This window comes from Streptomyces sp. NPDC006296 (assembly GCF_040613235.1).
In the GTDB taxonomy this organism is placed as follows: Bacteria; Actinomycetota; Actinomycetes; order Streptomycetales; family Streptomycetaceae; genus Streptomyces.
On the sequence record NZ_JBEXRT010000008.1, the window covers coordinates 135,083 to 159,865 of the forward strand.

Annotated in this window: 28 protein-coding genes and 2 pseudogenes; 12 read left to right on the forward strand and 18 right to left on the reverse strand. The window is 72.6% G+C overall.

The window, feature by feature from the left end; genetic code table 11:
• Window positions 1-42: 42 nt before the first annotated feature.
• A complete protein-coding gene (locus ABZ172_RS08245; protein WP_356881553.1) occupies window positions 43-444 on the reverse strand; it encodes a roadblock/LC7 domain-containing protein in 402 nt (133 codons plus the stop codon).
• A 531-nt stretch (window positions 445-975) separates the two neighbouring features.
• Here ABZ172_RS08245 and ABZ172_RS08250 point away from each other — a divergent pair.
• Window positions 976-1,575, forward strand: coding sequence for a methyltransferase domain-containing protein (locus tag ABZ172_RS08250; RefSeq protein ID WP_356881427.1), 600 nt, complete (start codon window positions 976-978; stop codon window positions 1,573-1,575).
• Between the two features lie 102 nt (window positions 1,576-1,677).
• Here ABZ172_RS08250 and ABZ172_RS08255 read toward each other — a convergent pair whose 3' ends face one another.
• Complete coding sequence (locus tag ABZ172_RS08255; RefSeq protein WP_356881429.1) at window positions 1,678-2,604, reverse strand: oxygenase MpaB family protein; 927 nt, start codon at window positions 2,602-2,604, stop codon at window positions 1,678-1,680.
• A gap of 215 nt (window positions 2,605-2,819) precedes the next feature.
• Here ABZ172_RS08255 and ABZ172_RS08260 point away from each other — a divergent pair, with 215 nt between their 5' ends.
• On the forward strand, window positions 2,820-3,707 hold the full coding sequence (locus tag ABZ172_RS08260; RefSeq protein ID WP_356881431.1) for a hypothetical protein: 888 nt from the start codon (window positions 2,820-2,822) through the stop codon (window positions 3,705-3,707).
• Between the two features lie 291 nt (window positions 3,708-3,998).
• Here ABZ172_RS08260 and ABZ172_RS08265 read toward each other — a convergent pair whose 3' ends face one another.
• The 3 genes and pseudogenes from ABZ172_RS08265 to ABZ172_RS08275 all read right to left on the reverse strand — a co-directional run bounded on the left by ABZ172_RS08265 (window position 3,999) and on the right by ABZ172_RS08275 (window position 5,884).
• Window positions 3,999-4,541, reverse strand: a complete 543-nt coding sequence (locus tag ABZ172_RS08265) for an MOSC domain-containing protein (RefSeq protein ID WP_356881555.1) — start codon at window positions 4,539-4,541, stop codon at window positions 3,999-4,001.
• On the reverse strand, window positions 4,538-4,720 hold the full coding sequence (locus ABZ172_RS08270) for a hypothetical protein (RefSeq protein ID WP_356881433.1): 183 nt from the start codon (window positions 4,718-4,720) through the stop codon (window positions 4,538-4,540). The genes ABZ172_RS08265 and ABZ172_RS08270 overlap by 4 nt, the downstream gene beginning before the upstream one ends.
• 107 nt (window positions 4,721-4,827) lie before the next feature.
• Window positions 4,828-5,884, reverse strand: a pseudogene (locus tag ABZ172_RS08275) (acyl-CoA desaturase).
• Between the two features lie 318 nt (window positions 5,885-6,202).
• Here ABZ172_RS08275 and ABZ172_RS08280 point away from each other — a divergent pair.
• From ABZ172_RS08280 to ABZ172_RS08290, 3 genes and pseudogenes are all read left to right on the forward strand, one after another.
• A pseudogene (locus tag ABZ172_RS08280) lies at window positions 6,203-9,102 on the forward strand (DEAD/DEAH box helicase).
• Window positions 9,099-10,391: an SWF or SNF family helicase gene (locus ABZ172_RS08285; protein WP_356881435.1), complete on the forward strand. Its 1,293-nt coding sequence runs from the start codon at window positions 9,099-9,101 to the stop codon at window positions 10,389-10,391. Before ABZ172_RS08280 ends, ABZ172_RS08285 begins: the two are co-directional and overlap by 4 nt.
• A gap of 105 nt (window positions 10,392-10,496) precedes the next feature.
• Window positions 10,497-11,078 carry an N-acetylmuramoyl-L-alanine amidase gene (locus ABZ172_RS08290; protein WP_356881437.1) on the forward strand — a complete coding sequence of 194 codons (582 nt, stop codon included), beginning with the start codon at window positions 10,497-10,499 and terminating at the stop codon, window positions 11,076-11,078.
• Window positions 11,079-11,135: 57 nt separating this feature from the next.
• Here the strand turns inward: ABZ172_RS08290 and ABZ172_RS08295 are convergent, their stop codons facing one another.
• The 12 genes from ABZ172_RS08295 to ABZ172_RS08350 form a co-directional block, all read right to left on the reverse strand.
• Window positions 11,136-12,755, reverse strand: coding sequence for an MFS transporter (locus ABZ172_RS08295; protein ID WP_356881439.1), 1,620 nt, complete (start codon window positions 12,753-12,755; stop codon window positions 11,136-11,138).
• 466 nt (window positions 12,756-13,221) lie between these two features.
• A complete protein-coding gene (locus tag ABZ172_RS08300; protein WP_356881441.1) occupies window positions 13,222-13,377 on the reverse strand; it encodes a DUF6131 family protein in 156 nt (51 codons plus the stop codon).
• Window positions 13,378-13,467: 90 nt separating this feature from the next.
• Window positions 13,468-13,746: a gas vesicle protein K gene (locus ABZ172_RS08305; protein ID WP_356881443.1), complete on the reverse strand. Its 279-nt coding sequence runs from the start codon at window positions 13,744-13,746 to the stop codon at window positions 13,468-13,470.
• Window positions 13,743-13,970 carry a gas vesicle protein gene (locus tag ABZ172_RS08310; protein WP_147960765.1) on the reverse strand — a complete coding sequence of 76 codons (228 nt, stop codon included), beginning with the start codon at window positions 13,968-13,970 and terminating at the stop codon, window positions 13,743-13,745. The genes ABZ172_RS08305 and ABZ172_RS08310 overlap by 4 nt, the downstream gene beginning before the upstream one ends.
• Complete coding sequence (locus ABZ172_RS08315; RefSeq protein WP_356881444.1) at window positions 13,970-14,785, reverse strand: GvpL/GvpF family gas vesicle protein; 816 nt, start codon at window positions 14,783-14,785, stop codon at window positions 13,970-13,972. The genes ABZ172_RS08310 and ABZ172_RS08315 overlap by 1 nt, the downstream gene beginning before the upstream one ends.
• A 19-nt stretch (window positions 14,786-14,804) precedes the next feature.
• The gene (locus tag ABZ172_RS08320; RefSeq protein WP_356881446.1) at window positions 14,805-15,140 is read right to left on the reverse strand and encodes a gas vesicle protein; all 336 of its coding nucleotides are present in this window, start codon (window positions 15,138-15,140) and stop codon (window positions 14,805-14,807) included.
• Window positions 15,137-16,192, reverse strand: coding sequence for an SRPBCC family protein (locus tag ABZ172_RS08325; protein WP_356881448.1), 1,056 nt, complete (start codon window positions 16,190-16,192; stop codon window positions 15,137-15,139). Before ABZ172_RS08325 ends, ABZ172_RS08320 begins: the two co-directional genes overlap by 4 nt.
• 6 nt (window positions 16,193-16,198) lie before the next feature.
• Window positions 16,199-17,101, reverse strand: a complete 903-nt coding sequence (locus ABZ172_RS08330; protein ID WP_356881450.1) for a histone protein — start codon at window positions 17,099-17,101, stop codon at window positions 16,199-16,201.
• A gap of 7 nt (window positions 17,102-17,108) precedes the next feature.
• The gene (locus ABZ172_RS08335; RefSeq protein WP_356881452.1) at window positions 17,109-17,363 is read right to left on the reverse strand and encodes a gas vesicle protein GvpG; all 255 of its coding nucleotides are present in this window, start codon (window positions 17,361-17,363) and stop codon (window positions 17,109-17,111) included.
• Window position 17,364: 1 nt separating this feature from the next.
• Window positions 17,365-18,114 carry a GvpL/GvpF family gas vesicle protein gene (locus ABZ172_RS08340; protein ID WP_356881454.1) on the reverse strand — a complete coding sequence of 250 codons (750 nt, stop codon included), beginning with the start codon at window positions 18,112-18,114 and terminating at the stop codon, window positions 17,365-17,367.
• 3 nt (window positions 18,115-18,117) lie between these two features.
• Window positions 18,118-18,567, reverse strand: coding sequence for a gas vesicle protein GvpJ (gene gvpJ, locus ABZ172_RS08345; protein ID WP_356881456.1), 450 nt, complete (start codon window positions 18,565-18,567; stop codon window positions 18,118-18,120).
• Between the two features lie 30 nt (window positions 18,568-18,597).
• Complete coding sequence (locus ABZ172_RS08350) at window positions 18,598-18,942, reverse strand: gas vesicle protein (RefSeq protein WP_356881458.1); 345 nt, start codon at window positions 18,940-18,942, stop codon at window positions 18,598-18,600.
• 122 nt (window positions 18,943-19,064) lie between these two features.
• Between ABZ172_RS08350 and ABZ172_RS08355 the strand changes: the two genes are divergently transcribed.
• The 5 genes from ABZ172_RS08355 (at window position 19,065) to ABZ172_RS08375 (ending at window position 22,572) form a co-directional block, all read left to right on the forward strand.
• Window positions 19,065-19,499: a hypothetical protein gene (locus ABZ172_RS08355; RefSeq protein WP_356881460.1), complete on the forward strand. Its 435-nt coding sequence runs from the start codon at window positions 19,065-19,067 to the stop codon at window positions 19,497-19,499.
• Between the two features lie 2 nt (window positions 19,500-19,501).
• The gene (locus ABZ172_RS08360; protein WP_356881462.1) at window positions 19,502-20,509 is read left to right on the forward strand and encodes a PHP domain-containing protein; all 1,008 of its coding nucleotides are present in this window, start codon (window positions 19,502-19,504) and stop codon (window positions 20,507-20,509) included.
• Between the two features lie 147 nt (window positions 20,510-20,656).
• Complete coding sequence (locus ABZ172_RS08365; protein ID WP_356881464.1) at window positions 20,657-21,619, forward strand: iron-containing redox enzyme family protein; 963 nt, start codon at window positions 20,657-20,659, stop codon at window positions 21,617-21,619.
• 52 nt (window positions 21,620-21,671) lie between these two features.
• Window positions 21,672-22,358 (forward strand): HemK2/MTQ2 family protein methyltransferase, encoded by a 687-nt coding sequence (locus tag ABZ172_RS08370; protein WP_356881466.1) that lies wholly within the window; start codon window positions 21,672-21,674, stop codon window positions 22,356-22,358.
• Window positions 22,342-22,572 carry a CDGSH iron-sulfur domain-containing protein gene (locus tag ABZ172_RS08375; protein WP_356881468.1) on the forward strand — a complete coding sequence of 77 codons (231 nt, stop codon included), beginning with the start codon at window positions 22,342-22,344 and terminating at the stop codon, window positions 22,570-22,572. The genes ABZ172_RS08370 and ABZ172_RS08375 overlap by 17 nt, the downstream gene beginning before the upstream one ends.
• Before the next feature lie 5 nt (window positions 22,573-22,577).
• Here ABZ172_RS08375 and ABZ172_RS08380 read toward each other — a convergent pair whose 3' ends face one another.
• A complete protein-coding gene (locus ABZ172_RS08380) occupies window positions 22,578-23,816 on the reverse strand; it encodes an aromatic acid exporter family protein (protein WP_356881470.1) in 1,239 nt (412 codons plus the stop codon).
• A 127-nt stretch (window positions 23,817-23,943) separates the two neighbouring features.
• Here ABZ172_RS08380 and ABZ172_RS08385 point away from each other — a divergent pair, with 127 nt between their 5' ends.
• Both ABZ172_RS08385 and ABZ172_RS08390 read left to right on the forward strand, forming a co-directional pair.
• Window positions 23,944-24,126, forward strand: coding sequence for a DUF6480 family protein (locus ABZ172_RS08385; protein ID WP_356881472.1), 183 nt, complete (start codon window positions 23,944-23,946; stop codon window positions 24,124-24,126).
• Complete coding sequence (locus ABZ172_RS08390) at window positions 24,123-24,737, forward strand: endonuclease (RefSeq protein WP_356881474.1); 615 nt, start codon at window positions 24,123-24,125, stop codon at window positions 24,735-24,737. Before ABZ172_RS08385 ends, ABZ172_RS08390 begins: the two co-directional genes overlap by 4 nt.
• Window positions 24,738-24,783: the final 46 nt, after the last annotated feature.

A 24,783-nucleotide genomic window follows, 5' to 3' on the forward strand; every position in this document is an offset into this window, starting at 1 on the left:
TGAGCCTGTGGACAACTCCTCGCAAGCCGCGAAAAGCCCTGCTCAGACGCTGTCCAGATCCTGTCGTGCCGTCACTCCGAGATGCTCGCCCACCCGGTTGACCATGAGGGTCATCTCGTAGGCGACCTGACCGACGTCGGCCTCGGCGGCGGTGAGTACGCACAGGCAGCTGCCGTCCCCCGCGGCCGTCACGAAGAGCAGGGCCTCCTCGAACTCCACCATGGTCTGGCGCGCCTTCCCCGCCCCGAAGTGGCGCCCGGAGCCGCGGGCCAGGCTCTGCAGCCCCGACGAGACCGCCGCCAGGTGCTCCGCGTCCTCGCGGGCCAGGCTCGTGCCCGCCCCGGTCACCAGCCCGTCGTTCGACAGCACCAGTGCGTGCTGGATGTGTTCCACCCGGCTGGTCAGATCGTCAAGGAGCCAGTCAAGTCCCCGGTCCAGCGCCATGTGCTCGTCCTCCCCGTTCATCAGTTCCCCCCGCCTTCCGCGCAAGCCTCGCGCACCGCTCCCCTGCGGGCAAGCGCCTCACCACCCCGGGGGCGTTGCTTCGCGCCAACGCACCCTCACTCGCTCCGGTCCGGCCGCTCGGCCGACGGAGTCCAGGAGCCGGGCGGCGCGCGACCGCCCGGCGCACTCGACCGCGCGCATCGTTCGGATGCCGGTGCCGAGGCAGCCGTCGGCAGCCGGGGACGACACGAACCGCCGCCGGCACCGGGGGTGCGCGCCGCACGGCGCACTCCGGGTACGGAGCCGGTCGCCGGCGCGTACGCCGGCACGAGGGTCGGCCGGCCGAAGGGGACGTGGTGCAAGTGCCCCCCTGTGTCAATGACGTTAGGCCACCGGTGGACCGGAATCAGGCCGGGTTTCGAAAGTGCTGACATATGACAGGGAGATGTTTCCGAACGATCGGGCCGGGCGCGGACACGTACCCCGCTCCGCATCGTTCCGTTCGTTCGAGGACCGGGTGATCATGTCCTCATGGCCGACGACCGCACGCACGTCCAGGACTTCTTCGCCGTACGGGCAGCAGGCTGGGACAGCCGTTTCCCCGACGACGGCCCCGCCTACACCGCAGCCGTCCGCGCGCTCCGCCTTCGCCCCGGCGACAGGGTGCTCGACGCGGGCTGCGGGACGGGGCGCGCCCTGCCTGCCCTGCGCGAGGCGGTCGGCCCCGGAGGCACGGTGACCGGGGCGGATCTGACGCAGCAGATGCTGGAGGCGGCGCGGCGAGCGGGACGGGAGGCGAGCGGCGCACTCCTGCTGGCCGACGCGGCCCGGATTCCGCTGCGTTCGGGGGCCGTCGACGCGGTCTTCGCCGCCGGGCTGGTCTCGCACCTCCCGGATCCCGCCCGGGGGCTGGCCGAGCTGGCACGCGTGGTGCGCCCCGGCGGCCGGCTCGCCCTCTTCCATCCCGTCGGGCGGGCCGCGCTGGCCGCTCGGCACGGCCGCAGCCTGGCGGACGACGACCTCCGGGCGCGGCCTCGCCTCACGCCGCTGCTGGCGGACACGGGCTGGCGGCTGGACACCTACACCGACGAGGACGACCGGTTCCTGGCACTCGCCGTGCGGACCGCCTGAGCGGACGCCCCGCTCCGGCGGGTGCCCGGGGCCCGCTCCGACGGAACGCCCATGCCGCACTCCGACCGGTGCCCGGAATCGCTCAGGCGCAACGTCCGCGCCTCACTCCGGCGGGGTGTCCGGAGCTCCCTGCGCGCGCTCGCCGCGACCGGGCTGCGGCACGGGGCAGCCGCGCACGCCCGGCACGGGGAACGTGCCGAGCCGGGCGACCTCGTACCCGTGCGGATACCCCTTGATCTCGGGGTTCTGCCGGGCGTGATGCGGAGTGGAACGCGGTGGCATGAGCCGCACGGCACGCGCCCTCAACCGCAGTGCGCCGCGGGTCAGTCCCCGGGCGACGGGTCCGGGCCGGGGGTAGCGGAAGGCCCGGATCAGCGAGTCGTCGAGCAGCGCGAGGCCGGCCCTGCGCACCAGGGGCGCGAGGGGGCGCGGATACCAGGACCCCATCAGTTCCAGAGTGGCGTCGGAGACCGCGCGCGCCCCCGGGTCCCACCCGAAGTGCTCGCGCTCGTAGGCGTCCAGGACGTGCTCGAAGTCCTCGTACGTGTGCGGGACGTCGGGGATCCCCAGGTGTGCGCCGAGGGTGCGGTAGTACGCGGCGAAGGCCCGGACTTCGTGGCCGGACAGCCGGCGCCAGCCGTACAGGTCGAGCCACCGCTTGGGGGTGACGACGAACGTGCACAGCACATAGCGCATGTCGTCGTCGCTGATGTCGTAGCTGCGGTGCATCCGGTTGATCCGCCGGATGGCCGTGCGGCCCGTCTCGCTGTCGAAGCCGTGCTCCACGACGGCGTCGAGAAGGAGTGCGGTGTCGTCGTACCTCTTCTGCGAACGCTCCGTCAGCTCGGCCGTCCGGGCCAGCAGTCGGCCGATGCGGGGGACGGCGTAGGTGCGGTAGAGGGCGAGTTCCAGAGCGCGGGTGATGTCCCAGGGGAATTCGCAGGTGACGGTGAGCCGGTAGATCTCGAGGAAGTCCCGCTCCGGGTCCAGCCGCCGGATCTGCCCGAGTCGTTCGTACCGCTGGCTCATGCTGCCCCCTCGTCGGACGGAGCCACAACCCTATGGCCGGCGCGCCTTCCGGCACCACGGGACGCGGGGCGCCCCGGCACGCCGGCGACCCCTCCGGCCCTCCGGTCACCCGGCGGTCCTCGCTCGTCAGGGCCTCGACGGGGAGGTTACCGAGTGGTTAGGGTGCGCCGACGGACCGAGCGAGCGGGAACGAACGAGGGACGAGGGTGGGCTCTGTGGCGGGAACGGACGATACGGCCGCCGACGACGACGCGCTGTTCGTGCTGACCGCGGTGCTGCTGACGCCCGCGCAGTTCCCCAGTGTGCTGGGCGACGACTACGTGGCCGCGTGCGCCGCGCTCGGCCTCGAACCGTACGCCGACGGGTACGGCCTCGTGCTCGGCCAGGACGGCGGCGGCGCCCGCTGGACGGTCGTGGTCGAGGACGTCTCCCTGGTGGCGGTCGCCATCGCCGCGTGGGACTGCGGGATGGAGTACGACCTCTCCCCCGACGACCGCTCCGTGGTCTGCGCGCTTCCGGGGTGGCCGCTGGCACTGGCGGTCGCCGCACCCGGGGTCCCTGCACCCCACGACCCGCCGCCCGGTCCCGGCGGAGACGATCCGGCGCCGCTCACGCCGCCGGACACCGAGGTGTGGGGGCCTCCGCAACGGCGCCTCGGGGCCGACGAGATCGCCTTGCAGTGGGCGGCCTGGCGGAGGCGGACGGAGGACGAGGACGCGTCCGGCCCGTCCGGTGATCCCTCGTCCGGCGACGCGGACCGGGCGGACAGGGCCACCGGTGACGCGGACGGAGTCACCGGGGACGCGGGCCCGGCCCGGCCCACCGGCTCCGGCGGGCATCCCGGTGTGCGCAGGGCGCTCGAGGCGGCCGCCGCCTACCTCGGCGCTCCGCCTCCGCCCGGCCGGATACGCTCCGCCTTCGCCCCGGGCGGCGCGCGCACCCTGCGGGTGGACGGGCCCGGCTGGTCGCTGGTGGCCAGGACGGACGACATCGCGTTCGTGTTGCTGGACGACGAGCCGGGAGAGGTCATTCCGGTCGACCGCGGCCCCGAGCTGCCGGGGCTGCTGCACTCACTCGACGCACTGGCGGTCCGGCCCTCCTGACCCCGCACGGCACCCGCGGGCGGGGCCTGCGGACCCGCCCGGTGCGGGGAGCATCCGCGCCCCGCACCCCGCGCGGGCGCCTGCGTGCGGCTCTCCCGGCTCCGTCCGCGCACAGGCCCCGCCTCGCGTGCGTCCTCGGGACGCGCGCCACCGGCTGCACGACCTGGTGCGGGACAGCCACGCCTCGGGTGCGCGGAGCGAGGGATCGCGTCGAGGTGGCCGACGGCTGCGCCGCCTGCTCCGCCGCGCGTGCGCTGACGGGGCGGTCGGCGCCGGTGCGGCCGGTGGCTCCTACACCCGCTCCAGGCGGCGGTGCGGCCCGGCGGGCAGCACCGCCTCGACGGCGTCGCCGGGCCGCACCACCCCGCCGGACCTGACGATGCCCATGATCCCGGCCTTGCGGACGATGCTGCCGTCGTCCGCCCGGCCGACGACCTGCTTCAGCAGTCCGCCCTGGAAGGCGTCGATCTGCAGACAGGGATTCCGCAGGCCGGTCACCTCGACCACGGCCTCGTCCCCGAGGCGGAGCAGCGCCCCCTCGGGGAGGCCGAGAAGATCGATCCCGCTGGTCGTGATGTTCTCCCCGAGCTCCCCCGGGGCGACCTCGAACCCGGCGTCCCCGAGCTCGCCGAGGAGTTCCTGGTCGATGAGGTGGACCTGGCGGAGGTTGGGCTGTGTCGGGTCCTGGGCGACACGCGAGCGGTGCTTCACCGTGACGCCCGCGTGGACGTCGCCCTCCACGCCCAGCCCGGCCAGGAGCGTGACACTGTCCTTGTTCGGTTTGGTGAAGGAGTGGACACCGTTGCTGCTCACCGCGACGACCGTGCTGTTCAGCGCCCTATCTCCTTACGGCTGATCCTGCGGAGCCTGCGCCGCTGTGACGGGTCGAGCATCAGGTACCCGATCACGGGTACGCCGACGAGCACCAGCAGCGACCACCAGAAACCGATGAACGGAATCAGGACGACTGCCGCGACGACTCCTCCGATGGCGATCTTTGCACCGTTCGACATGATCCGTGCCTCCTCTGCGGCCGGAACCGCTCCTGAGGGGAGAACGCCTGTGCGCCCCCGTCGGTTCCTGCCGCGCGGGACGAACGCCCGGCAGCCTGGCACAGGGGTCACCGGAGGGGTTCACCGACCTCGTGCATGTGCCGCAGCGCCTGCCGGTAGGACTCGACGAGGCCCGTCTCCGCGTAGGGCATCCCGAGGGACGCGCAGTGCGCCTTCACCAGCGGCTGGGCGAGCCGCAGGTGGGGCCGGGGCATGCTGGGGAAGAGGTGGTGCTCGATCTGGTAGTTGAGCCCGCCCAGCAGCCAGTCGGTGACCACGCCTCCCCGCACGTTGCGCGAGGTGAGGACCTGCCGCTGCAGGTGACCCCAGGGGGCGCCGTCGGGGTCGGGCATCTCCATGCCCTTGTGGTTCGGGGCGAACGCCATGCCCAGGTGGAGTCCGAAGAGCGCGTGGTGGACGAGGGCGAAGGCCAGGGCCTTGCCCGGGGACATGACCGTCAGGAGCAGCGTCGCGTACAGGGCCGCATGAGCGGCCAGCAGGAGGCTGGACAGGACGCGCTCACGGACGGGCTGGTTCCGGAGGAAGCGGACGCCGTGGACCTTGAGGGCGATGCCTTCGAGGAGCAGCATCGGGAAGAACAGGCGCGCCTGGTTGCGGGTGAGCAGGCGGGCGAGTCCTTCGCGCCGGGCGGCCTGCTTCCGGGTCCACACCAGCGCGCCGACCCCGACGTCGGGGTCCTTGTCCACGTGGTTCGGGTTGGCGTGGTGGCGGACGTGCTTGTCGTTCCACCAGGCCGCGTTCATGCCGAGGAGCAGATCGGCGTGGACGAGTCCGAGGATCCGGCCGACCCGCGGACATCTGCGCGTGGCAGGCGTCGTGTCCGTAGAACGCCGTACGGGCCCACAGGACGGCCAGCGGCACGGCGAGGAGCAGGGTCCACCAGGTGTCGCCGAGGACGAACATGCCGGTGACGACGGCTCCCAGGGCCGCCAGGTCGGCGGCCGCCCCCAGGGCGTACCGGCCGGTGCGCCGCTCCAGGAGTCCCTGCTCCCTGACGGCCCTGAGGAGCGGAGCGAAGTCACTGCCGGGGGCCTGCGGGCTCCCCGGGCTCTCCGATCCGTCGCGTGCGTGTTGCGCAGCGGTGGCTGCTACCGCCTGGGGCATGAGGTCTCCGGTGTCTCGGCATCTGCGCTGACCTCGACAAACGTACGAAGGGCGGGGCCGTGGCGGCCATGGCGCCAACACCCCGGCCGTGCGGGGGGGGGAATCCCCCGTCCCGGATGGTGGTGCGGACCGCACCTCCTGGCCGCCGAGGACCTCGAAGACCCTCGGGCGGCTCTGAAGTCCCCTGCCGGTTCCCGGCGGCAGGATCGGGCGGAGGGCGGGTGGGCAGGCTGGGCGGTGCTCCCGGAACGGGCCGCGGGTGGGGTACCCTCGGCGGCCCCGGACCCACTAGTCAAATTTGAGGAATCCGACATCGCTGTGCACAGGCTCCCCGCGGCAACGCCCGACGAGATCTCCGAACTGTCCCGCTGCTCCGCGGTCTTCCTCCCCGCGGACCCGGCCCGTACCGGCCGGATCGCGTTCTGGAACCCGGACGGCGGCACTCCCCCCGGCGGTGCGGGCAGCCCCGCCGGGGCGGCGGAGAAGTACGGCACGGAGGCGAGCCGGGCGGACCTGACGGTGGTCGGCAGCGACATCCGCCCGCACACGGTCCCGGCGTTGCTGATGCCCGTACGGGACGCGCTCCCGGTGCTGACCCGGGCCAGGACCGGCAGCCGTGCCTCGCCCTCCACGGCGTTCTGGGGTGCGGCAGGCGTCCTCGCGCTCCAACTCGTCGCGCGCGGGCTGCTGCTGCCCGGCCTGAGCGCCGCGGACCACGATGCCTGGCGTGCCGGCGCGCTGACCCCGGACGACCTCGAACGCATCCGGGCCCTGGCCGCGTCCATGCCGCCGGAGGCCCACGCGGTGCCGCTCGACGCGGCGGCCATGCCCCTGCTGCTGCCCGAGCCGGAACCGCTGCTGCGGTCGTTCCTCGACGCGGTGACGGACGGTCTGCCCCGCACGCCGGCGGCCGGGTCGGTCACGGGCGGACCGGCGTTCGCCGCACGGGCCGCCCGGCATCTGCCGCATCTGCGTCCGTGGGCCGCCGACGTGGCCGCAGGCCACGACGCGGGGGTGCGGCTCTCGCTGCGGGTGGAGGTCTCGGGGCTCGGCGACGCCCGGGACGCCGAGGAGGGCGCGCCCTCCTTCCGCGCGGTCCTGCAGATCCACAGCGTCCAGGACCCCGCGCTGGTCGCCGACGCGGCGGACGTGTGGGCCGGCCGTTCACCGGCGGCCTTCGGCCCGCGCGCACGGATGGACGCCCTGCTCGCCCTGCGGCGCGCCGCCCGGGCCTGGCCGCCGCTGGCGCCCCTGCTGTCGGCCCCCGTCCCGGACGCCGTCGAGCCCGCGGACGAGGAGATCGCCGAGCTGCTGGGTGCGGCGGGCAGGGCACTCGCGGCGACCGGGATGCGGGTGCACTGGCCCAAGGAGCTCGCACGGAAGCTCACCGCACGGGCGGTCGTCGGTCCACAGGAGGACGGTGCCGCGGACGGCACACGGACCGGGTCCGGCATTCCGTCCGTCTGTCGGCGGACGCGCTGCTGGCGTTCGACTGGCGGTTCGCGCTCGGCGGGCGGCAGCTGAGCCGGGCCGAGCTCGACCGTTTGGCCGAGGCGGGCAGACCGCTGGTCAGGCTGCGGGACCAGTGGGTGCTCGTCGATCCGGAGGACGCCCGGCGTGCCCGCCGGTCCCTGGACCGCAAGGTCACCCCCGTCGACGCCCTGGGGGCCGTGCTGACCGGGTCCACCGAGGTCGACGGCCGCCGGGTGGAGGTCTCCGCGACGGGCTGGCTGGAGGAACTGCGCGCGCGGATCGCCGATCCGGAGTCGGGGGCCGGTCGGCCGGTCGGCCCGCCGGCCGCCCTCGACGCCGTCCTGCGCGACTACCAGACGCGCGGCCTGAACTGGCTGCACACCATGACCTCACTGGGCCTGGGCTGCTGCCTCGCCGACGACATGGGACTCGGCAAGACGATCACACTGATCGCGCTGCATCTGCACCGGCAGGGCGTCCCGTCCGCTGCGGGCCCCACGCTCGTGGTGTGCCCCACCTCCCTCATGGGCAACTGGCAGCGGGAGATCGAACGCTTCGCGCCGGGCACCCCGGTGCGCCGCTTCCACGGCGGCTCGCGCTCCCTGGAGGGCCTGGCGGACGGCGAGTTCGTCCTCACCACCTACGGCACGATGCGGCTCGACGCGGCGCGGCTGGCCCGGACGTCCTGGGGCCTGGTCGTCGCCGACGAGGCGCAGCACGTCAAGAACCCGCACTCGGCGAGCGCCCGGCAGCTGCGCACCGTGGGCGCGAAGGCGCGCGTCGCCCTGACCGGCACCCCGGTCGAGAACAACCTCTCCGAGCTGTGGGCGATCCTGGACTGGACGACCCCGGGACTGCTGGGCCGGCTCGGCACCTTCCGTACCCGCTACGCGAACGCGGTGGAGGGCGGCGCGGACCCCGCCGCGGCCGAGCGGCTCGCCTCGCTCCTGCGCCCCTTCCTCCTCCGGCGCCGGAAGTCCGACCCCGGCATCGCTCCGGAGCTCCCGCCGAAGACGGAGACCGACCGCGCGGTGACACTGACGGCGGAGCAGGCCGGTCTCTACGAGGCGGTGGTGCGCGAGACGCTCGACGAGATCTCCGGCGCCGACGGTTTCGCGCGGCGCGGGCTGGTCATGAAGCTGCTGACGGCGCTCAAGCAGATCTGCAACCACCCGGCGCAGTACCTCAAGGAGGAGCATCCCCGGATCGCGGACCGGTCGGGGAAGGTGGAGCTGCTGGACGAACTGCTCGACACGATCCTGGCCGAGGGCGCGAGCGTGCTGGTGTTCACCCAGTACGTGCAGATGGCGCGGCTGCTGGAGCGGCACCTGGCGGCGCGGGGGACGGTCACCCAGTGCCTGCACGGCGGTACCCCGGTCGCCGAACGGGAGGCCATGGTGAACCGCTTCCAGGCCGGTGAGGCCCCGGTGTTCCTGCTGTCGCTCAAGGCGGCGGGTACCGGGCTCAACCTGACCCGGGCGGGGCACGTCGTGCACTTCGACCGCTGGTGGAACCCGGCGGTCGAGGCCCAGGCCACCGACCGCGCCCACCGGATCGGCCAGACCCGGCCGGTGCAGGTGCACCGGCTGATCGCCGAGGGCACCGTGGAGGACCGGATCGCCGCCATGCTGGCCCGGAAACAGGGGCTCGCGGACGCGGTCCTGAGCGGCGGCGAGGCGGCACTGACCGAACTGAGCGACGCGGAACTGGCCGAACTGGTCGAGCTGCGAGGGGGCGCACGATGAACGAGGACCACGAGCGGGAGCGCGTGTTCGCCGCGCTGCCGCCGGCCCGGGGACGCGGTTTCGCCACGTCGTGGTGGGGACGGGCCTGGCTGAAGGCGCTGGAGGACACGGCGCTGGACGGCGGACAGCTCGCGGAGGGGCGGCGGCTGGCACGCGAGGGCAGGGTCGGCGCGGTGTCCGTCCGGCCGGGCCGGCTCACGGCGGTCGTGCAGGACCGGGACGCGACGGCGCACCGCAGTGACGTGCTGCTCCAGGAGCTGAGCGGGGAGGAGTGGGACCGCTTCCTGGAGATGGCGTCCGAGCGGTCCGGGCACATCGCCGCCCTGCTCGACCGTGAGATGCCACCGGACCTGGTGGAGGACGCCGCCGCGGCCGGGCTCGACCTGCTGCCGGGGATCGGTGATCTGGAGCCGGAGTGCGGCTGCGGGACCTGGGACCACTGCCCGCACTCGGGTGCCCTGTGCTACCAGGTGGCGCGACTGCTCGACCAGGATCCCTTCGTGCTGCTGTTGCTGCGGGGGCGCGGCGAACGGCGGCTGCTGGACGAGCTGCAGGTGCGCAGCGCGGCCCGTGCGGTCCGGGGACCTGACTCCGAGGTGCCCGCGGGGGACCCGGCCGGCGCCCCGGCGCCGCGGGGCGTGCGCGCCGACGAGGCGTACGCGGCGCGGGAGACGCTGCCGCCGTTGCCCCCTCCTCCGCCGCTGCCCGCGGAACCGGGCCCGCCGCCCGCACTGGACGTGGAGACCCCGGTGTCCGCCGGCACGGATCCCGCGGGGCTGGAGTTCCTGGCGGCGGACAGCGCCGTACGGGCGTTCGCCCTGCTGGCGGAGGCCCTCGCCGCCGGCCACGAGCGGCAGTCGCCGGCGGCCGAGCCGACGCCGGCGCAGGACGCGGTACGGCTCACCGCCGCCGGTCGTCCCGGTGCCCGGCTCGTGGCGCGCCTCGCCTCGGCTTCGGGCCGGACCCCGGCCGGACTCGACGTCGCGGTGCGGGCCTGGCGGTTCGGCGGGGCCGCCGCGCTGGCCGTCGGCGACGAGGACGAGTTGCCCGGCCCGGACGAGCTCGCCAGGGCCCGGGCCCGGCTGGCGGCGGCGTGGGAGGACGGCGAGGCGCCACGGTTGCGGGCGGCCGGCAACCGCTGGACCGTGGCCGGTTCGCACGCTCAGCTGCGGTACGGGCGGGACGGCCGGTGGTGGCCGTACACCAAGGAGCGCGGCCGTTGGGTGCCGGCCGGGCCGGCGGAGGACGATCCGGCGGTCGCGCTGGCGGGGATACCGTCCGGCTCGTGAGGGCCGGGGGCTGTGTGACGTAACCGCTGCGCCGTGCGGAACCGCACGGCGCAGCGGTGCGTGTTGAGCCGTGGACCGGAACTCATCCCACCCGCGGGAGTGCTGATGCGACGCAGACGGATTCTCCGGGGTGCCGCGGTCACGGCCGCCGGGGCGCTCCTGCCCTCCTCGGTGCGTGCCGTGGCCGCCCCGACGGAGGAGGCGGATCATCCGGCGGCGCGGTGGCGGCCCGCACACCACGCCAATTGCACGGTGTCCGCCGGGACATCGGCCCGCCGGGTCGATCGCGTCGTCATCCATGTGGCACAGCAGACCTTCACCGAGACGATCGGCATCTTCCGGAACCCGGCCCAGCGGGTCTCCGCCCACTACGTGGTGCGCTCGGGCGACGGGCTCGTCGCCCAGTGCGTGCGGGAGCGGGACATCGCCTGGCACGCGGGCGACTGGGACCACAACACCCGGAGCATCGGCATCGAGCACGAGGGCTGGGTGGACCGGCCCGAGTACTTCACCGACCCGATGTACGAGCGGTCGGCGCGGCTCACCGCGGATCTCTGCGACCGCTACGGACTGGCCAGGGACCGTGCGCACATCATCGGCCACCACGAGGTGCCGGGCAGCGACCACACGGACCCCGGTGAGCACTGGGACTGGGCGCGGTACATCCGGCTCGTCAACCTGGCCTGACGCCGTACCCGGGTGTGCGGCGCCGACTCTCTCCTCCGGCACCGGGCGGACGGTCCTCTACCCGGACGGCCCTCCGGGGTCCCGGCCGCCCTGTTCGGATCCGCTGCCGGCCGAGTCCCCGCCGGGGGCGCCGCCCGGTACCGGGGCGCCTCCGCCGCGCAGGCGTTCCAGGTCGGAGGCGCGGACCTGGATGACGAACAACGCGATCAGTGCCGCGACGACGGAGATGGCCGCCGCGACCACGAAGGCGGTGGACACCCCGGAGGCGAGTACCTGGTCGCCCCACGGCGCGGGGAGCTGCCCCGTCCGGCGGAACTGCTGCTGCTGGGCGGGGGTGGCCTGCGCCAGGAAGCGCGGGATCTGGTCCGTCGCCTCGTTGCGGCTGGCCGTGCCGAAGACCGTGACCAGGATGGACAGCCCCAGGGAACCGCCCACCTGCTGGGTCGCGTTGAGGATGCCGGACGCCGCTCCCGCCTCCCTCGGCTCGACGCCGGAGACGGCCATCAGGGTGAGGGACACGAACTGCATGCCCATGCCGGAGCCGAAGACCAGGAGCGGCCCGAGGATGCTGCCGAGGTAGGTGCTGTCGACATCGGTCCGCGTGAGCCAGGCGAGACCGCAGGCTGCCAGGACCGCGCCCGTCACCATGAAGGGTTTGGGGCCCCACCGGGGCAGCAGCTGCGAGGCGAACCCGGCGCTGACCGCGATGATGGCGCTCACCGGGAGGAAGGCGAGCCCGGCCCGCAGCGGGCTGAAGCCGAGGACGTCCTGCACGAAGAGGGTCAGGAAGAAGAACATGCCGAACATGGCCGCGGCCAGGCTCAGCATCATCCCGTAGCTCCCGGCACGGTTGCGGTCGCGGAACATGTGCAGCGGTGTGATGGGCTGTCGCGAACGGCGCTCGACGGTCACGAAGACGGCCATGAACACCACGGCGCCCGCGAAGGCCCCCAGGGTCAGGGCGTTGGTCCACCCCTTCTCGGAGGCGCGGATGAAGCCGTAGACGAGCAGCACCATGCCGACGGTGGAGGTGAGCGCGCCCAGCAGGTCGAAGTGGCCGGGATGGCGCTCGGACTCCCTGATGAACCGGGGCGTCGCGAAGGCGATCAGCAGGCCGATCGGCACATTGACGAAGAACACCCAGCGCCAGTCGAGCCACTCCACCAGGACACCGCCGGCGAGCAGGCCGATCGCGCTGCCGCCCGCGGAGACCGCGGCGAACACACCGAACGCGCGGTTGCGTTCGGGCCCCTCCCGGAAGGTCGTGGTGATGAGGGAGAGCGCGGTCGGCGAGGCGATCGCTCCCCCGACGCCCTGGAGGGAACGCGACGCGAGCAGTTGCCACGACTCCTGGGAGAGCCCGCCCAGCAGGGAGGCCAGCACGAAGAGCAGCACGCCGAAGACGAACACCCTGCGTCGCCCGAGGATGTCGCCGAGCCGTCCGCCCAGCAGGAGGAGGCCGCCGAACGTCAGGGTGTAGGCGTTGATCACCCACGACAGGCTCTCGGTCGAAAAGCCGAGCGAGGACTGGATGTGCGGCAGGGCGATGTTCACGATGGTGATGTCGAGGACCACCATCAGCTGGCACGAGGCGATGATGAGCAGCGCGATGCCCTTGCCGTGTCCCCGCTCCGGGGAATCGGCAGTCGGCGCGGATTTCGCTCGGGATCCAGTCATGGTGCTCGATGCCACGCAGTACGAAAGTGGACGAAAACAGTCACTCGTCGACGTTAGGACGGCCCGGACGGCACCGCCAATCGATCACCCGGCGGACTGCGGACGCCGGTCTGCCGACGCGCCTGATGCCCGCCTGACGCGCTTGCCCGCCGGGCCGCATGGATCCGGCGACAGGAGCAGGCGGAGGTCACGCCGCTGCCCAGGACGTGCGTCCGGCCCATGGGTGACGCCCACCGCACCGCACGCCGCGCCCTGGGGCCCACCGTGATCGCGTGACGCCGGTCCGGCGCACAGCCTCCGGGCCCGTGGCCCACCGCGGGTGTTCCGGACGAGGCGTCCGCGGCGTGCCTCACGTCGCGGGCGCCTCATCGGGGAGGTGCGGGGACCGGCCGTCCCGCGCGGGAACGCCGCCATGAGCCGCGGCTGCACCCGGTCGCCCCCGCCTCGTACGGACCCGACGCGGGATTCACCAGTAGTGGCGACGGCCGCCGACGGCGTGCCCCACCGCTCCCAGGACCCACAGAGCGAGCCCGATCACCAGAAGGATGATCCCGATGGTCCACAGAATCCCGAGCCCTGTCACCAGGCCGAGAATCAGAAGGATGGCTCCGATGATGATCATGGCTGCCTCCAGTCACCGCATTCTGCACGGAGAATGCTCGCACATATGATCATATTCCCGGACCGCGTCCACCCGCACGGCCGGCGGACGTCACTCGCGGGGCAGCAGCGAGCCGAGCGGTCCGAGGTCGAGGTTGAGGTCTTCGGGACGTACTCCGTGCTGCTCGCAGAGCTCCGCCATTCGCTGGTCCAGCATCATGAGCGTGGTTCCGATCTCCTCCACCTGGAGGTCGGTGAGGTCCCCCTGGTCGATACGGCGGATCGCCTGCCGCTCCATGAGCTGCCGCAGCAGTTCCACCACCGTCAGCACCAGGGTCACGAGGTCACGCCCCAGCTCGCCCGGTTCGACATCGAGCCGTGAGCTGCTCACAGTGGCCCTCCGTCCGCCCAGGGAGCCGGAACCCGCTCGTTCACGGAGGAGAGCAGGGCGTGGAGCGACAGCCGTACGAGGGGGACGTCCGCGATCGCGATCACCAGATCACCGCTGATCACCACGCCCGTCGCCAGGACCCGGTCCAGCAGGTCGACCAGAGGGACCCCGATGGGGCCGCGCAGGGGTTCGGGGTTGTCCCAGGGGACCACCTCGCGTTCCATCACTCCACCCCACCGACGAAGGAGTACGGCGCCCAGGGGCCCGAGATGTCGACACGGGCACCGGTCGACTCCCTCAGCGCACGGGTGAGGGGCTCCAGTTCAGCCGCTCGGCCTTCCGCCACCAGGTAGGTCGCGTTGAGTACCTGGATGCAGCTCGTTCCGGTCGGCTCAGGAGCGTGGAGCCGCAGTCTGCGTCCCGCGACGGCGAGGCCCCGGAACGCGGCGTCCACCGTCTCGGCGAGCCGGAGGGAGTCCTCGTGACGCCGGTCGCGCCGCACCTGTGCTCCCCGCTTTCGTTCCAGGTAGGCGAGTCCCGCTCCCGGGGTGGGGAGGGAGTCTCGGGCCGGGGTGCCGAGGCGGGTCCGAGCCGGTTCCGAAGCCGCGGCTTCGGCCGCGTAGACCTTCACTCCCCACTCGGAGTGATCAGTGATGCGCCGCAGAACGGTCCGGAACCGCTCGGTCTCGTCGAGGAGTGCCTGCCGGGCCCGCTCCTCGCCGTGGTAAAGCGTGGCCATCGGGAGAGGCACCGTGGGACACGATGCGGCGACCGCCGCAACCACGTCGTGGTGTGCGCGCGCGTACCGTTCGAGCTCGCCGCGGTCCGCCATACGCGCTTGCCACGCATCGTCCGTGAAGTCGGCCGCCCGCACGGTCTGGACGATCGCGGTCAACTCGCCGAACCGCAGCCGGCGCAGCGCTTCGCCCGTCGCGACACCCGGCAGTCCCGTGAGAGCCGACGGATCGGGCTGCCTGCACACGGCGAATACGTAGAGGGCGCTTCCAGCCGTGCCCTGTTCGGGTCCCCGGTCCGTCATGTGGCTCGATCCTCCTTGTTCATGTGTGGTCCGACGTCTCTTCCGTCCTGGCCTCCAGCGCGTCCAGACGCTCGCGCAGTGCGCGGTTCTCGTCCCGGAGGGAGTTCTGGGCGGCGCGCGAACTCAGTGCGGGATCCGTCTCCCACCAGTCGATTCCGGCCTTCTTCGCGGTGTCGACCGACGCCACGAACAGACGCAGGCGAATCGTGAGCAACTCGATATCGAGAAGGTCGATCTTGATGTCACCGGCGATGACGATTCCCTTGTCGAGGACGCGTTCGAGGATGTCGGCGAGGCTGCTGTTCGGCGGCCCCGGAATGGGCTGGGCCTCCTGCCTGAATTCGAGATCGGTCACCTTGACGTCCTTCGTCGTCGCTTCCTGGGGGCGGCTTCCTCTTCTTCGTCCTCCTCGGGCTCCTCTTCCTCTTCCGGTTCCTCCTCGTCCTCTTCGTCGGACTCCGCCTCGTCGTCGTACTCCGACTCCGCTTCGTCTTCGTCGTCGTACTCGTCGTCGGAGTCGTCCTCGTCCTCGTACCTCTCCTCGTCCTCGTCCTCGGAGTCGTCGGGCTCCTCGCCCTCGTCATCCTCCTTCTCCATGGCCTCTTCGTGCGTCACCACGACCTCACCGTCGCGGATTTCACCACGCCAGCCCTCGGGCTCCTCATCGGTGAGTGTCACGAAACGCTGGAAGAGTTTGAAGTCGAGTCGCATACGACGGCCCTGTACACGCCACAGATTCCCCGTCTTCTCGAAGAATCCGGAGGGGTAGTACTCCACCACCAGAACGATCCGGGTCAGGCTCGGCGCCAGTTCATGGAAGCTGACGCACCCACGGGTCGAGCCCTTGGCCCCTTCCGAGGTCCAGACGATGCGGTCGTCGGGCACCTGCTCCTGGACCGTCGCCTTGAAGCCGCGCGAGGACGGTCCGATCTTGACCTTCCAGTCGCTCGACATCTCCTCGTCCATCGAGACGCTCTGGACGCCCTTGGTGAAGCTGCCGAACTTGTCGTACCGCGTCCAGTGATCGTACGCATCGCGCAGGGGCACCCCCACGTCGAGGACCTCGATGATGTTCATGGACTTGCCGCCGCCGGACTGGCTCTTTCCCTTGCCTCCGCCGAACGCGTCCTTCGCCTTGTCCACGACTTTGTCCTTGACGTCCCCGGCCTTCTCCGAGACGAAGGCCTTCACCGGGGATTCGCCCTGCATGACGCGCGACGCGACCGACGCCAGTGAACCGCCGTTCTCCGCGATGTCGGTCAGCTGCCCCGTGAGACCGGTCAGTTTGTCGCCGGCCTTCTGGGTGATCTTTTCCGTATGCGCCCCCAGAAAATTGCTGAACTCCTCGCGGAGCCGGTCGATACCCGATTCCCCCGCCTCGGGCTCACCCTTGTCCGTCCTGGCCATGGCTGCCTACCTCCGCCGTTCGCCGCGCGTGGACGCGGTTCGCTTCGATGACGTCGCCTTCGTGGCCGAAGCGGCGGTCCGAGCAGGCGACTTCCTCGCCGGCACCTTCCTGGCCGCGGCCTTCTTCGCCGGTGCGGTCTTCTTCGCCGCCGCCTTTTTCGCCGGTGCGGTCTTCTTCGCCGCGGCCTTCTTCGCCGGTGCGGATTTCTTCGCCGCCGCCTTTTTCGCCGGTGCGGTCTTCTTCGCTGCCGCCTTCTTCGCCGGTGCGGCTTTCTTCACCGCCGCCTTCTCGGCTGCGGCCCTCTTCGCAGGCGCTTTCCTGGCCGCGGTCTTCGTTGCGGACGGCTGCTTGGCTGCCGCCCTCCTTCCGGCACCGCGCCCGGCCTCTCCGCCGGAGGACCTGCTCCGTCGGGGGCCTGGTCGAGGCTCCTCTTCCTCTTCTTCCTCCGGCTCTTCTTCCTCCGGCTCTTCTTCCTCCGGCTCCTCTTCCTCCTCGTCCAGTTCCTCGAGTTCCTCCTCGTCCTCGTACTCAGGCTCGTCCTCCTCGTACTCGCCCTCGTCCTCCTCGTCCTCGTCCTCCTCGTACTCCTCGTCGGACGCGCCGAGCCGGGAGGTCCGGTCACTGAGCGCGTCGGCCAGCGAGTTCATGCCCCGGTCCGCCGCGGCCGTCAGCGCCTTCCTGCCGGAATCGAGGACCTCGCCCTTCAACTGGTCCTGCAGTTCGGCGAACTGCGGCATCTCGCCCAGTCGGCGCATGCCTTCGGCGGCGATCTGACGCGGTTCGAGGCCGAAGCGCCTGCCCGCCAGATAGGTCGCGATGGAGAGCGCGAGACGGCCCTTCTTCGTGCGTCCCAGTACGTATCCGCCCACCACGGCTGCTGCGAGCGTCACCTTCGTCTGATCTTCCATGAGTGAGTCACCTCCGATGGTTCGGCGTGGAGCGGACCCGTCCGGCATGCAGCCGGTCGAGCAGCTCCTCCTCTTCTCGTTCGAACTCCTCCAGGCCGACGGTGCCGTCCTCGAACTCCTGGTTCAGCGCGATGAGCTGCGCCCGGATCACGCTCGGATCGTGGAGTTCGCGGTCGGCGATGTCCTCCGCCTTCTCCGCGACCCAGATGACGCCGCGGACCGGTGCGAGGGGCAGCAGGAGCAAGCCGGAGAGCAGTCCCATGTCAGCCCCCCGCGACGGGTGTCCGGAGGGGTCGGGAGGAGACGAAGCTGTAGCAGGGCAGCGGCCCGGCCACCCGGAGTTCGACATGGGCGCGGTGTGTGTCGGCGAACCGCTGCACGGTGGCCCGGAAGTCGTCGCTCCGGCTCCGGTCGACGAGGAGCGACACGTTGAGCGCGCATCCCTGGACGTCCGGACCCGTCGCCGTCTCATGGGCCAGGGGCGTGAGCTTGTGGAGGACCTTCTTCCCCGCCTCGGCCGCACGGCGCGCCAGGGCGGCGGCCACGGCCTCACCGAGCCTGACGTTCGCCTCGTATCCAGGGCGCCTGCGGACCTCCTCGCGCAGTCGTCGCACGTTCTTCTCCTCGGCGACGAGGGCAGCGAGCGCGTCCTGGGCGGGGAGCGCCTTGAGGTTGAACTCGACGGCGCCGTCCAGACGGCTCAGCGTGGCGAGGTGCTCCTCCTGCGCTCCCGCCAGCTGGGCGCGTACCGACTCGTCGTCCGGTGCGACCGCTCCGAAGCGCATGGGCAGGACGGGGCCGGTGTCCGTGAGACGCAGGAGGACATCCTGGTGGGCCATCAGATCTCGTCTTCGGGCGCGCAGTTGCGGTGGCGCTTCACTCACCACTGCGGTGATCCGCCCCTCGACCACCAGCCTCAGCGCGGCGGGCGGGCTGCCCACTCCCGCCGTACCGGCCGGGATCGCCCCACCCGTCGGAACGATCGCGTAGACGTACACGCCGTTGCCGGTCACGGCTCACGCATCCACGCGTCGGCGTCGGCTCGCGCCGTCGCGTGCGGGTGCCCGTCGACGCTTCGGCCGATCATCCCGGCCGTCGTCCTCGTCGTCGTCGCCGCCTCCCACCGCCTTGCGCACGGTGTCGCCGACGGACTCCGCCGCTCGGCGGACCTTGCGCTTGCCGACCGACTTGGCGACACCGCCGCCGAGCAGTTCGGGCACGGTGGTGCTGCCCGAGTCCCGTTCCAGGTCGAGGCGATTGCACGCCTCGGCGAAGCGCAGGTAGGTGTCCACGCTGGCGACGACGATGCGCGCGTCGATCTTGAGGATCTCGATCCCGACGAGCGACACCCGGACGAACACGTCGATGACCATGCCGCGGTCGAGGATGAGTTCCAGGACGTCGTAGAGCGTGCCGGCCCTCGGCGGGCACGGGACGACTTCGTCGGCGTACATGGTCGTGGTCATGGAAAGTCCTTTCGGATGGGGGTGAGCGCGTCATTCGTCCGCGGAGCCGCGCCGGTACCGGCGGACCCTGCTGTACTCCGTGAGTTCGCCCCGCTCGTCGATCCGCACCTCGTAGGAGGCGAGCAGGCTCGTGGTGTCCGGGATGCGGGGGACTTCGAGCACGTCGACGACGACGCACCATCCGTCGTCCTTCCGCCTCACGGCGGACACCCCCTCCGCTGCGTGGCAGATCAGCCTCTCCAGGCTCTCGCAGGCTGCACGGGCGGCGTGCTCGGGACCGCGCCGGACCGAGGGGCGGGGGGCCGCCTTCTTCGCTGACTTCTTCACTGCCCTTTTCGCCGTCTGTCCCGACCGGGCGGGCCTGTTCTCTGCCATGGAATCCAGTCTGGACAGGATCGGTTGGGACGCATCTCGGCAGAGGGCCGGGCAGGTGGGGCTCTCACTCCATCGGCGCTCCGGTCCGGTGCGGCAAGGGGGCCGCGTGCACAGTCGTAGGCATGAGTGAGAGCGAGCGACCCGGTGAAGAGCACGTACGGCCGCCGGGGACCGGTGACACGACGGTGGAGGCGCTCGGCGCGCTGACGGAGGCCCTGGAGAAGGTGGAGCGTGCCCGGGGGCAGCTCTACGGTTTCCACCAACTCATGGGCGGCGCGGACCTGACGCTCGACAGGGCGGTGGAGCTGCTGCGGATGGGTGGGCACCCGGAGCACGCCGATCTGGTGGAGCGGGAGATCCTGGGCCGCAACGTGGTCCCCGGCCGCTGGACCTTCCAGCTCGTCGAGGCGTACGACGACACGTACTACCGGCCGTTCACCGAGATCGAGAAGCGGGTGCGGCAGGAACTCGTGGGCGGGCGGCGCCACCTCTACGAGGCCGAGATGAAGGAAGCCCGCCGTACGCACGGGCACCCGCAGCACACGGCTCGGCCCTGACGATGGACCCGGTGGACGCCCTGAGGCGGATCGCGTTCCTCCTGGAGCGCTCACAGGCCGCCACCTACCGGGTGAAGGCGTTCCGTACGGCCGCCGACGTCATCGGTTCCCTGGACGGTGCGGAGGTCGCCGACCGGGTGAGGCGCGGGTCGCTGGAGGCGGTGCGCGGCATCGGCCCGAAGACGGCCAAGGTGATCCGGGAGGCGGCGGAGGGCGCGACGCCCGGTTATCTCGAAGCGCTGGAGCAGGAGGCCACGGCGCCACTGGCCACGGGAGGCGAGACGCTGCGCGCCGCCCTGCGGGGGGACTGTCACCTGCACTCGGACTGGTCGGACGGGGGCAGCCCGATCGCGGAGATGGGCCGGACGGCACAGGAGCTGGGGCACGAGTGGGCGGTGCTCACCGACCACTCCCCGCGGCTGACCGTCGCCAACGGGCTGTCGACCCGGCGTCTCCTCGAACAACTGGCCGTGGTGGCCGAACTCAACGAGCGGTGGGCGCCCTTCCGGCTGCTCACCGGGATCGAGTGCGACATCCTGGACGACGGCTCGCTGGACCAGGACCCCGAGGTGCTGGACCGGCTCGACGTGGTGGTCGTCTCCGTCCACTCGAAGCTGCGCATGGACGCCGCAGCGATGACCGAGCGCATGCTGACGGCCGTCCGCGATCCGCACGCGGACATCCTGGGGCACTGCACGGGGAGGCTGGTGGGCGGGCGGAAGCGGCCGCAGTCCGTGTTCGACGCCGACCGGGTCTTCGCGGCGTGCGCCCAGGCGGGGACGGCCGTGGAGATCAACTGCCGTCCGGAACGGCTCGATCCGCCGCGCGCGCTGCTCCGGAAGGCGGTGGCATCGGGGGCCCTCCTCTCGATCGACACCGACGCGCACGCTCCGGGGCAGCTGGACTGGCAGCTCTACGGCTGCGCGCGGGCCGAGGAGTGCGGCGTCCCCGTGGACCGTGTCGTCACCTCGTGGACCCGGGAACGGCTCCTGGAGTGGACGCGGGGGTGACCGGGCCGGGCCCCGCCGGCAGCGGGCCCGGCGCGGCGCAGGCCGGAGCCTCGGCCCGGCCAGGACAGGCCGGTCACCGGGGTCCGGCGTAGAGTCGATCACGGTTGCCCAGGTGGCCCCGGGACCCGCCGGGGCGGAGGGAGGACCATGTCACCCCACCGCGCAGCACCCGCTCTCCCCCGCCCACGCGGGGTCCTGTCCGCCGGTGTGATCGCCCGCCTGCGGGACGAGGGAGCCCTGCCGGACCCGGACGCCGCCCGGGACGCCGATCCCTACGGCGACGATCTGCAGCTCGCCCTGTACGTCTGCTACGAGCTGCACTACCGCGGTTTCGCCGGTGTGCGTCCCGAGCTCGAATGGGACCCGCCGCTGCTGGCGGTCCGGGGCGCGCTGGAGGACCGCTTCCTGACGGCCCTGCGGCAGGACGTCCCCGCGGCCGGCGACCTGGACGCCGTCCTGGGCGGTCTCCTGGTCGAACCGGTCCGCGGCTCCGGCGTCTCCTGGTTCCTCCAGGACCGCGGCGAGCTGCGTCACCTGCGGGACTACGCGGTGCAGCGTTCGCTCTACCACCTCAAGGAGGCCGACCCGCACGCCTGGGTACTGCCCCGGCTCGGCGGGCGGGCGAAGGCGGGCATGGCGGCGATCGAGTACGACGAGTTCGGTGCCGGCCGGGCGGAGCGTGTCCACGCCCGGCTGTACGCCGGCCTCATGGCGGACCTGGGCCTGGACTCCGCGTACGGCCGCTACCTGGACCAGGGCTGCGCCGCCATGCTGGCCCTGGTGAACCTCATGTCGCTGTTCGGGCTGCACCGCCGGCTTCGCGGGGCGCTGGTGGGCCACTTCGCCGCCGTGGAGATCACCTCCTCCCCCGCCTCGCGGCGCCTGGCCCACGCCATGAAGCGCACCGGTGCCGGGCCCGCGGCCGAGTTCTTCTACACCGAGCACGTCGAGGCCGACGCGGTGCACGAACAGGTCGTGCGGCGCGACGTGGTCGGCGGTCTGCTCGACGACGAACCCGCGTTGGCGGACGACATCGCGTTCGGCATCACCGCCACGTCGTTCGTCGAGGACAGGCTCGGGGACCGCCTGCTGGCGGGCTGGGGCGTCTGAACCCCAGCCCCGTCCGCGAACCGCCCCGTCGGAGCGTCGAACGGAGTCGCAGATGTCCGCAGATCCGGCCCGGACCGGCCGCACCGGTCTCCCCCTGATGACCCTGCCGGGCGTGTACGCGCCCCAGCACGACACCCGCCTGCTCATGGCCGCGCTGAACCGGGAGGGCATCGGCTCCGGCACCGAGGTGCTGGACGTCGGCACCGGGAGCGGTGCCCTCGCCCTGCACGCGGCGCTGCTGGGCGCGCGGGTGACGGCCGTGGACGTCGCGCGGCGGGCGGTGGCGACCGCCCGGCTCAACGCGTTGCTGCACCGGCGGCGCATCACCGTGCAGCGCGGCGATCTCCTGTCGGCGGTGCCCGAGCGGTCCTACGACCTGGTCGTCTGCAACCCGCCCTACGTGCCGTCTCCCCTGGACCGGCTGCCCGGGCACGGGGCGGCCCGGGCCTGGGACGCCGGTCGCGACGGCCGGGCGGTCCTCGACCGGGTCTGCGAGGCGGCCCCGGCCGCGCTGCGCCCGGGAGGCCGGCTCCTCCTCGTGCACTCCGGCCTCTGCGACGGCGAGGCCACGGTGCGGCGGCTCTCGGACGCCGGGCTGCGCGCCCGGGTCAGTGACCGCGCCCTCGTGCCCCTCGGGCCCGTGCTGCGCTCCAGGCTGCGTTGGCTCCGGGACGCCGGGCTGATGGGGGCGGCGGACACGGCGGAGGAACTGGTGGTGATCCGTGCCGAACGGCTCTGAACACCCGCGCAGGATCAGCCTCGGTGACGACGGGCCGCTGCTCGTGGAGGGACCCGTCGAGGTCACCTGCGCGGACGGCACCGTGGCGGTGTCCGACCGCTTCCTGGTGGCCCTGTGCCTGTGCCGGCGGAGCCGGGCGTACCCGTGGTGCGACACCAGCCACCGCCGCCGCGGCCGACCGCCCGGCGAGGACACCGGGCGCCCCGCGGACTGACGTCCTCAGCCGTCCGCCCGCAGCCGCGCCGACGTCGCCCCGCGCAGCCGGCGGGACAGCGCCCGGAGCCTCGGGTGGCGGTCGTGCGCCTCCGCGGAACGGCGGTCCAGCTCCTCGCCCAGGCGCTCGGTCCGCTTGTCGATGTCGAGTTCGTCGAGGATCCGGTCGACCTCGGCCAGCAGCGCACCGTGCAACTGCCACTGCCGGGTGTGCTCCTGGACGTCCTCGAGCAGCAGGTCCGCCACCCGGTCGCGCGTCCTGCGGCTGCGGGCGAGCGCGTCGGCCAGGCGGTCCTCCGCCTCCTCCCCGCTCCGGGACATGGGCGTGGTGATCATCAGCGCGAAGCCCTCGATCGCGTCGGACATGTGGCCGAAGAGCTCCCGGAGACCGGTGGCCACGTCCTCGGGGAAGAGCGCCTCCTCCGTCCGCGCCTTGGCGAGGTCGGTCAGGGTCCGGGTCAGGACGCGCAGCACCACGGCGCAGATCTCCAGCGTGTCGAGTCCGGTCCGCAGGACGACCCGGTGGAGCAGTCCCTCCCTGACCCGGGGGTTGAGCATCAGGCTCTCCTCGGCCTGCCGCAGGGAGGCGTCGACCTCCACGATGTCGTGGTCCAGGCGGCGCGCCTCGTGCAGACGCGCGGCGGCCTCCCGTACCGGGTGGTTGCCGCCGATCTCCTCGCCCAGCGCGCGGAACATGGTGCCCATCCGCTCCCCCAGGCCGCCGATCGACACGCCCGCCGACTCGACCCAGACGGGCGGTGCCAGCAGGAGGTTGAAGAGCAGGCCGACCCCGGCCCCGATCAGCGTCTCCAGGACGCGTTCCCAGGCCGTGTCGGCGACCTGGGCGACGCCGAGGACGAGCATCGCGCTGATGGCCACCTCGGGCACGAACTCGTTGACCCGCACCACCCGTCCGATCAGCAGGGAGGTGAAGATCGTGAGCCCGAGGGTCCACCAGCTCAGCCCGACGAGGGAGCTGAATCCGCTGGCGATCAGCACTCCCACGACGACGGCGTTGACCCGCCTGATCCCGGTGGTGAGCGTGGCGTAGAGGGTGACCTGGACGACGAGCAGGGCGGTGAGCGGTGCGGTGAGGGGCGCGGGGTGCGGTGCGGGCAGGACCGACTGGGCCACCGCGAAGGCGATGACGGCCGCGGCCGTCGACCTGAGCGTCTGGGCCGCTGCGGGCTCGGTGGTGCGCTGGACGAGTTTGACGACGGGCTCGGGCGCGGAGACTGCGGGCATTCCTTGACGGTGCCCCGTTCCGGGCCGCGGCAGCGCTTCGGCGCACGGCCGGAGCCCGTACGGACGTACGCGTGCCGCCATCGGCGCCTGCCTCGCGGTGCCGGGCGCCTGGAGTGATGGTGGATGCATGGCTATCTCACGCACACCCCCCGGCGAGACACCTCCGGCGGAGGGCTGCATCAGCGAAGCGCACGTCGAGCGGCCCGACGGCGGGATCTGGGAGCACCCGGCCCTCTGGGCCGGTCTGGTGCTGCTCGGGTCCGTCGTCGTCGCGGGCTTCTTCCTCGCCCGGATCTTCGGTTTCGCATGAGCGGTCGCGGGACCCTGGACGCGTTGCTGGAGCGGCACGGCACCACGTACGCGGCCGAGGCGGGCATCCGGCTGCGGGACACTCCGCAGCCCTTGTACCAGCTGCTCGTGCTGAGCCATCTGCTGAGCGCGCGGATCCGGGCGGGGATCGCGGTGACGGCCGCGCGGGCACTGTTCGCGCACCGGCTGAGCACCCCGCGCCGGATGGCTGACGCGGCGTGGCAGGAGCGCGTCGACGCGCTCGGGGAGGGCGGCTACCGCCGGTACGACGAGCGCACGGCGACGCAGCTGGGAGACGGCGCGCTGCTCCTGCTCGACGTGTACGGCGGGGATCTGCGGCGGCTGCGCCGGGAGGCCGGCGGTGACCCCGGCCTCCTGGAGGCGGCGCTCCGCCGCTTTCCCGGGATCGGGCCGGCGGGCGCCGACATCTTCCTGCGCGAGGTGCAGACGGTGTGGCCCGGGACCACGCCCTACCTCGGTGCGAAGGCGCTCAGCGGCGCGCGACGACTCGGGCTGCCCACCGGGTCGGCCGAGCTGGCCCGGCTGGTGAAGGACCGGGATCCGGCCGTCGTGGGGGCGGCCCTCGTCCGGGAGGCGCTGGACAAGGGCTGAGGCAGCCGGCCGCCTCCGGCACCGGCGGGAACCGCCGGGCCGGTGG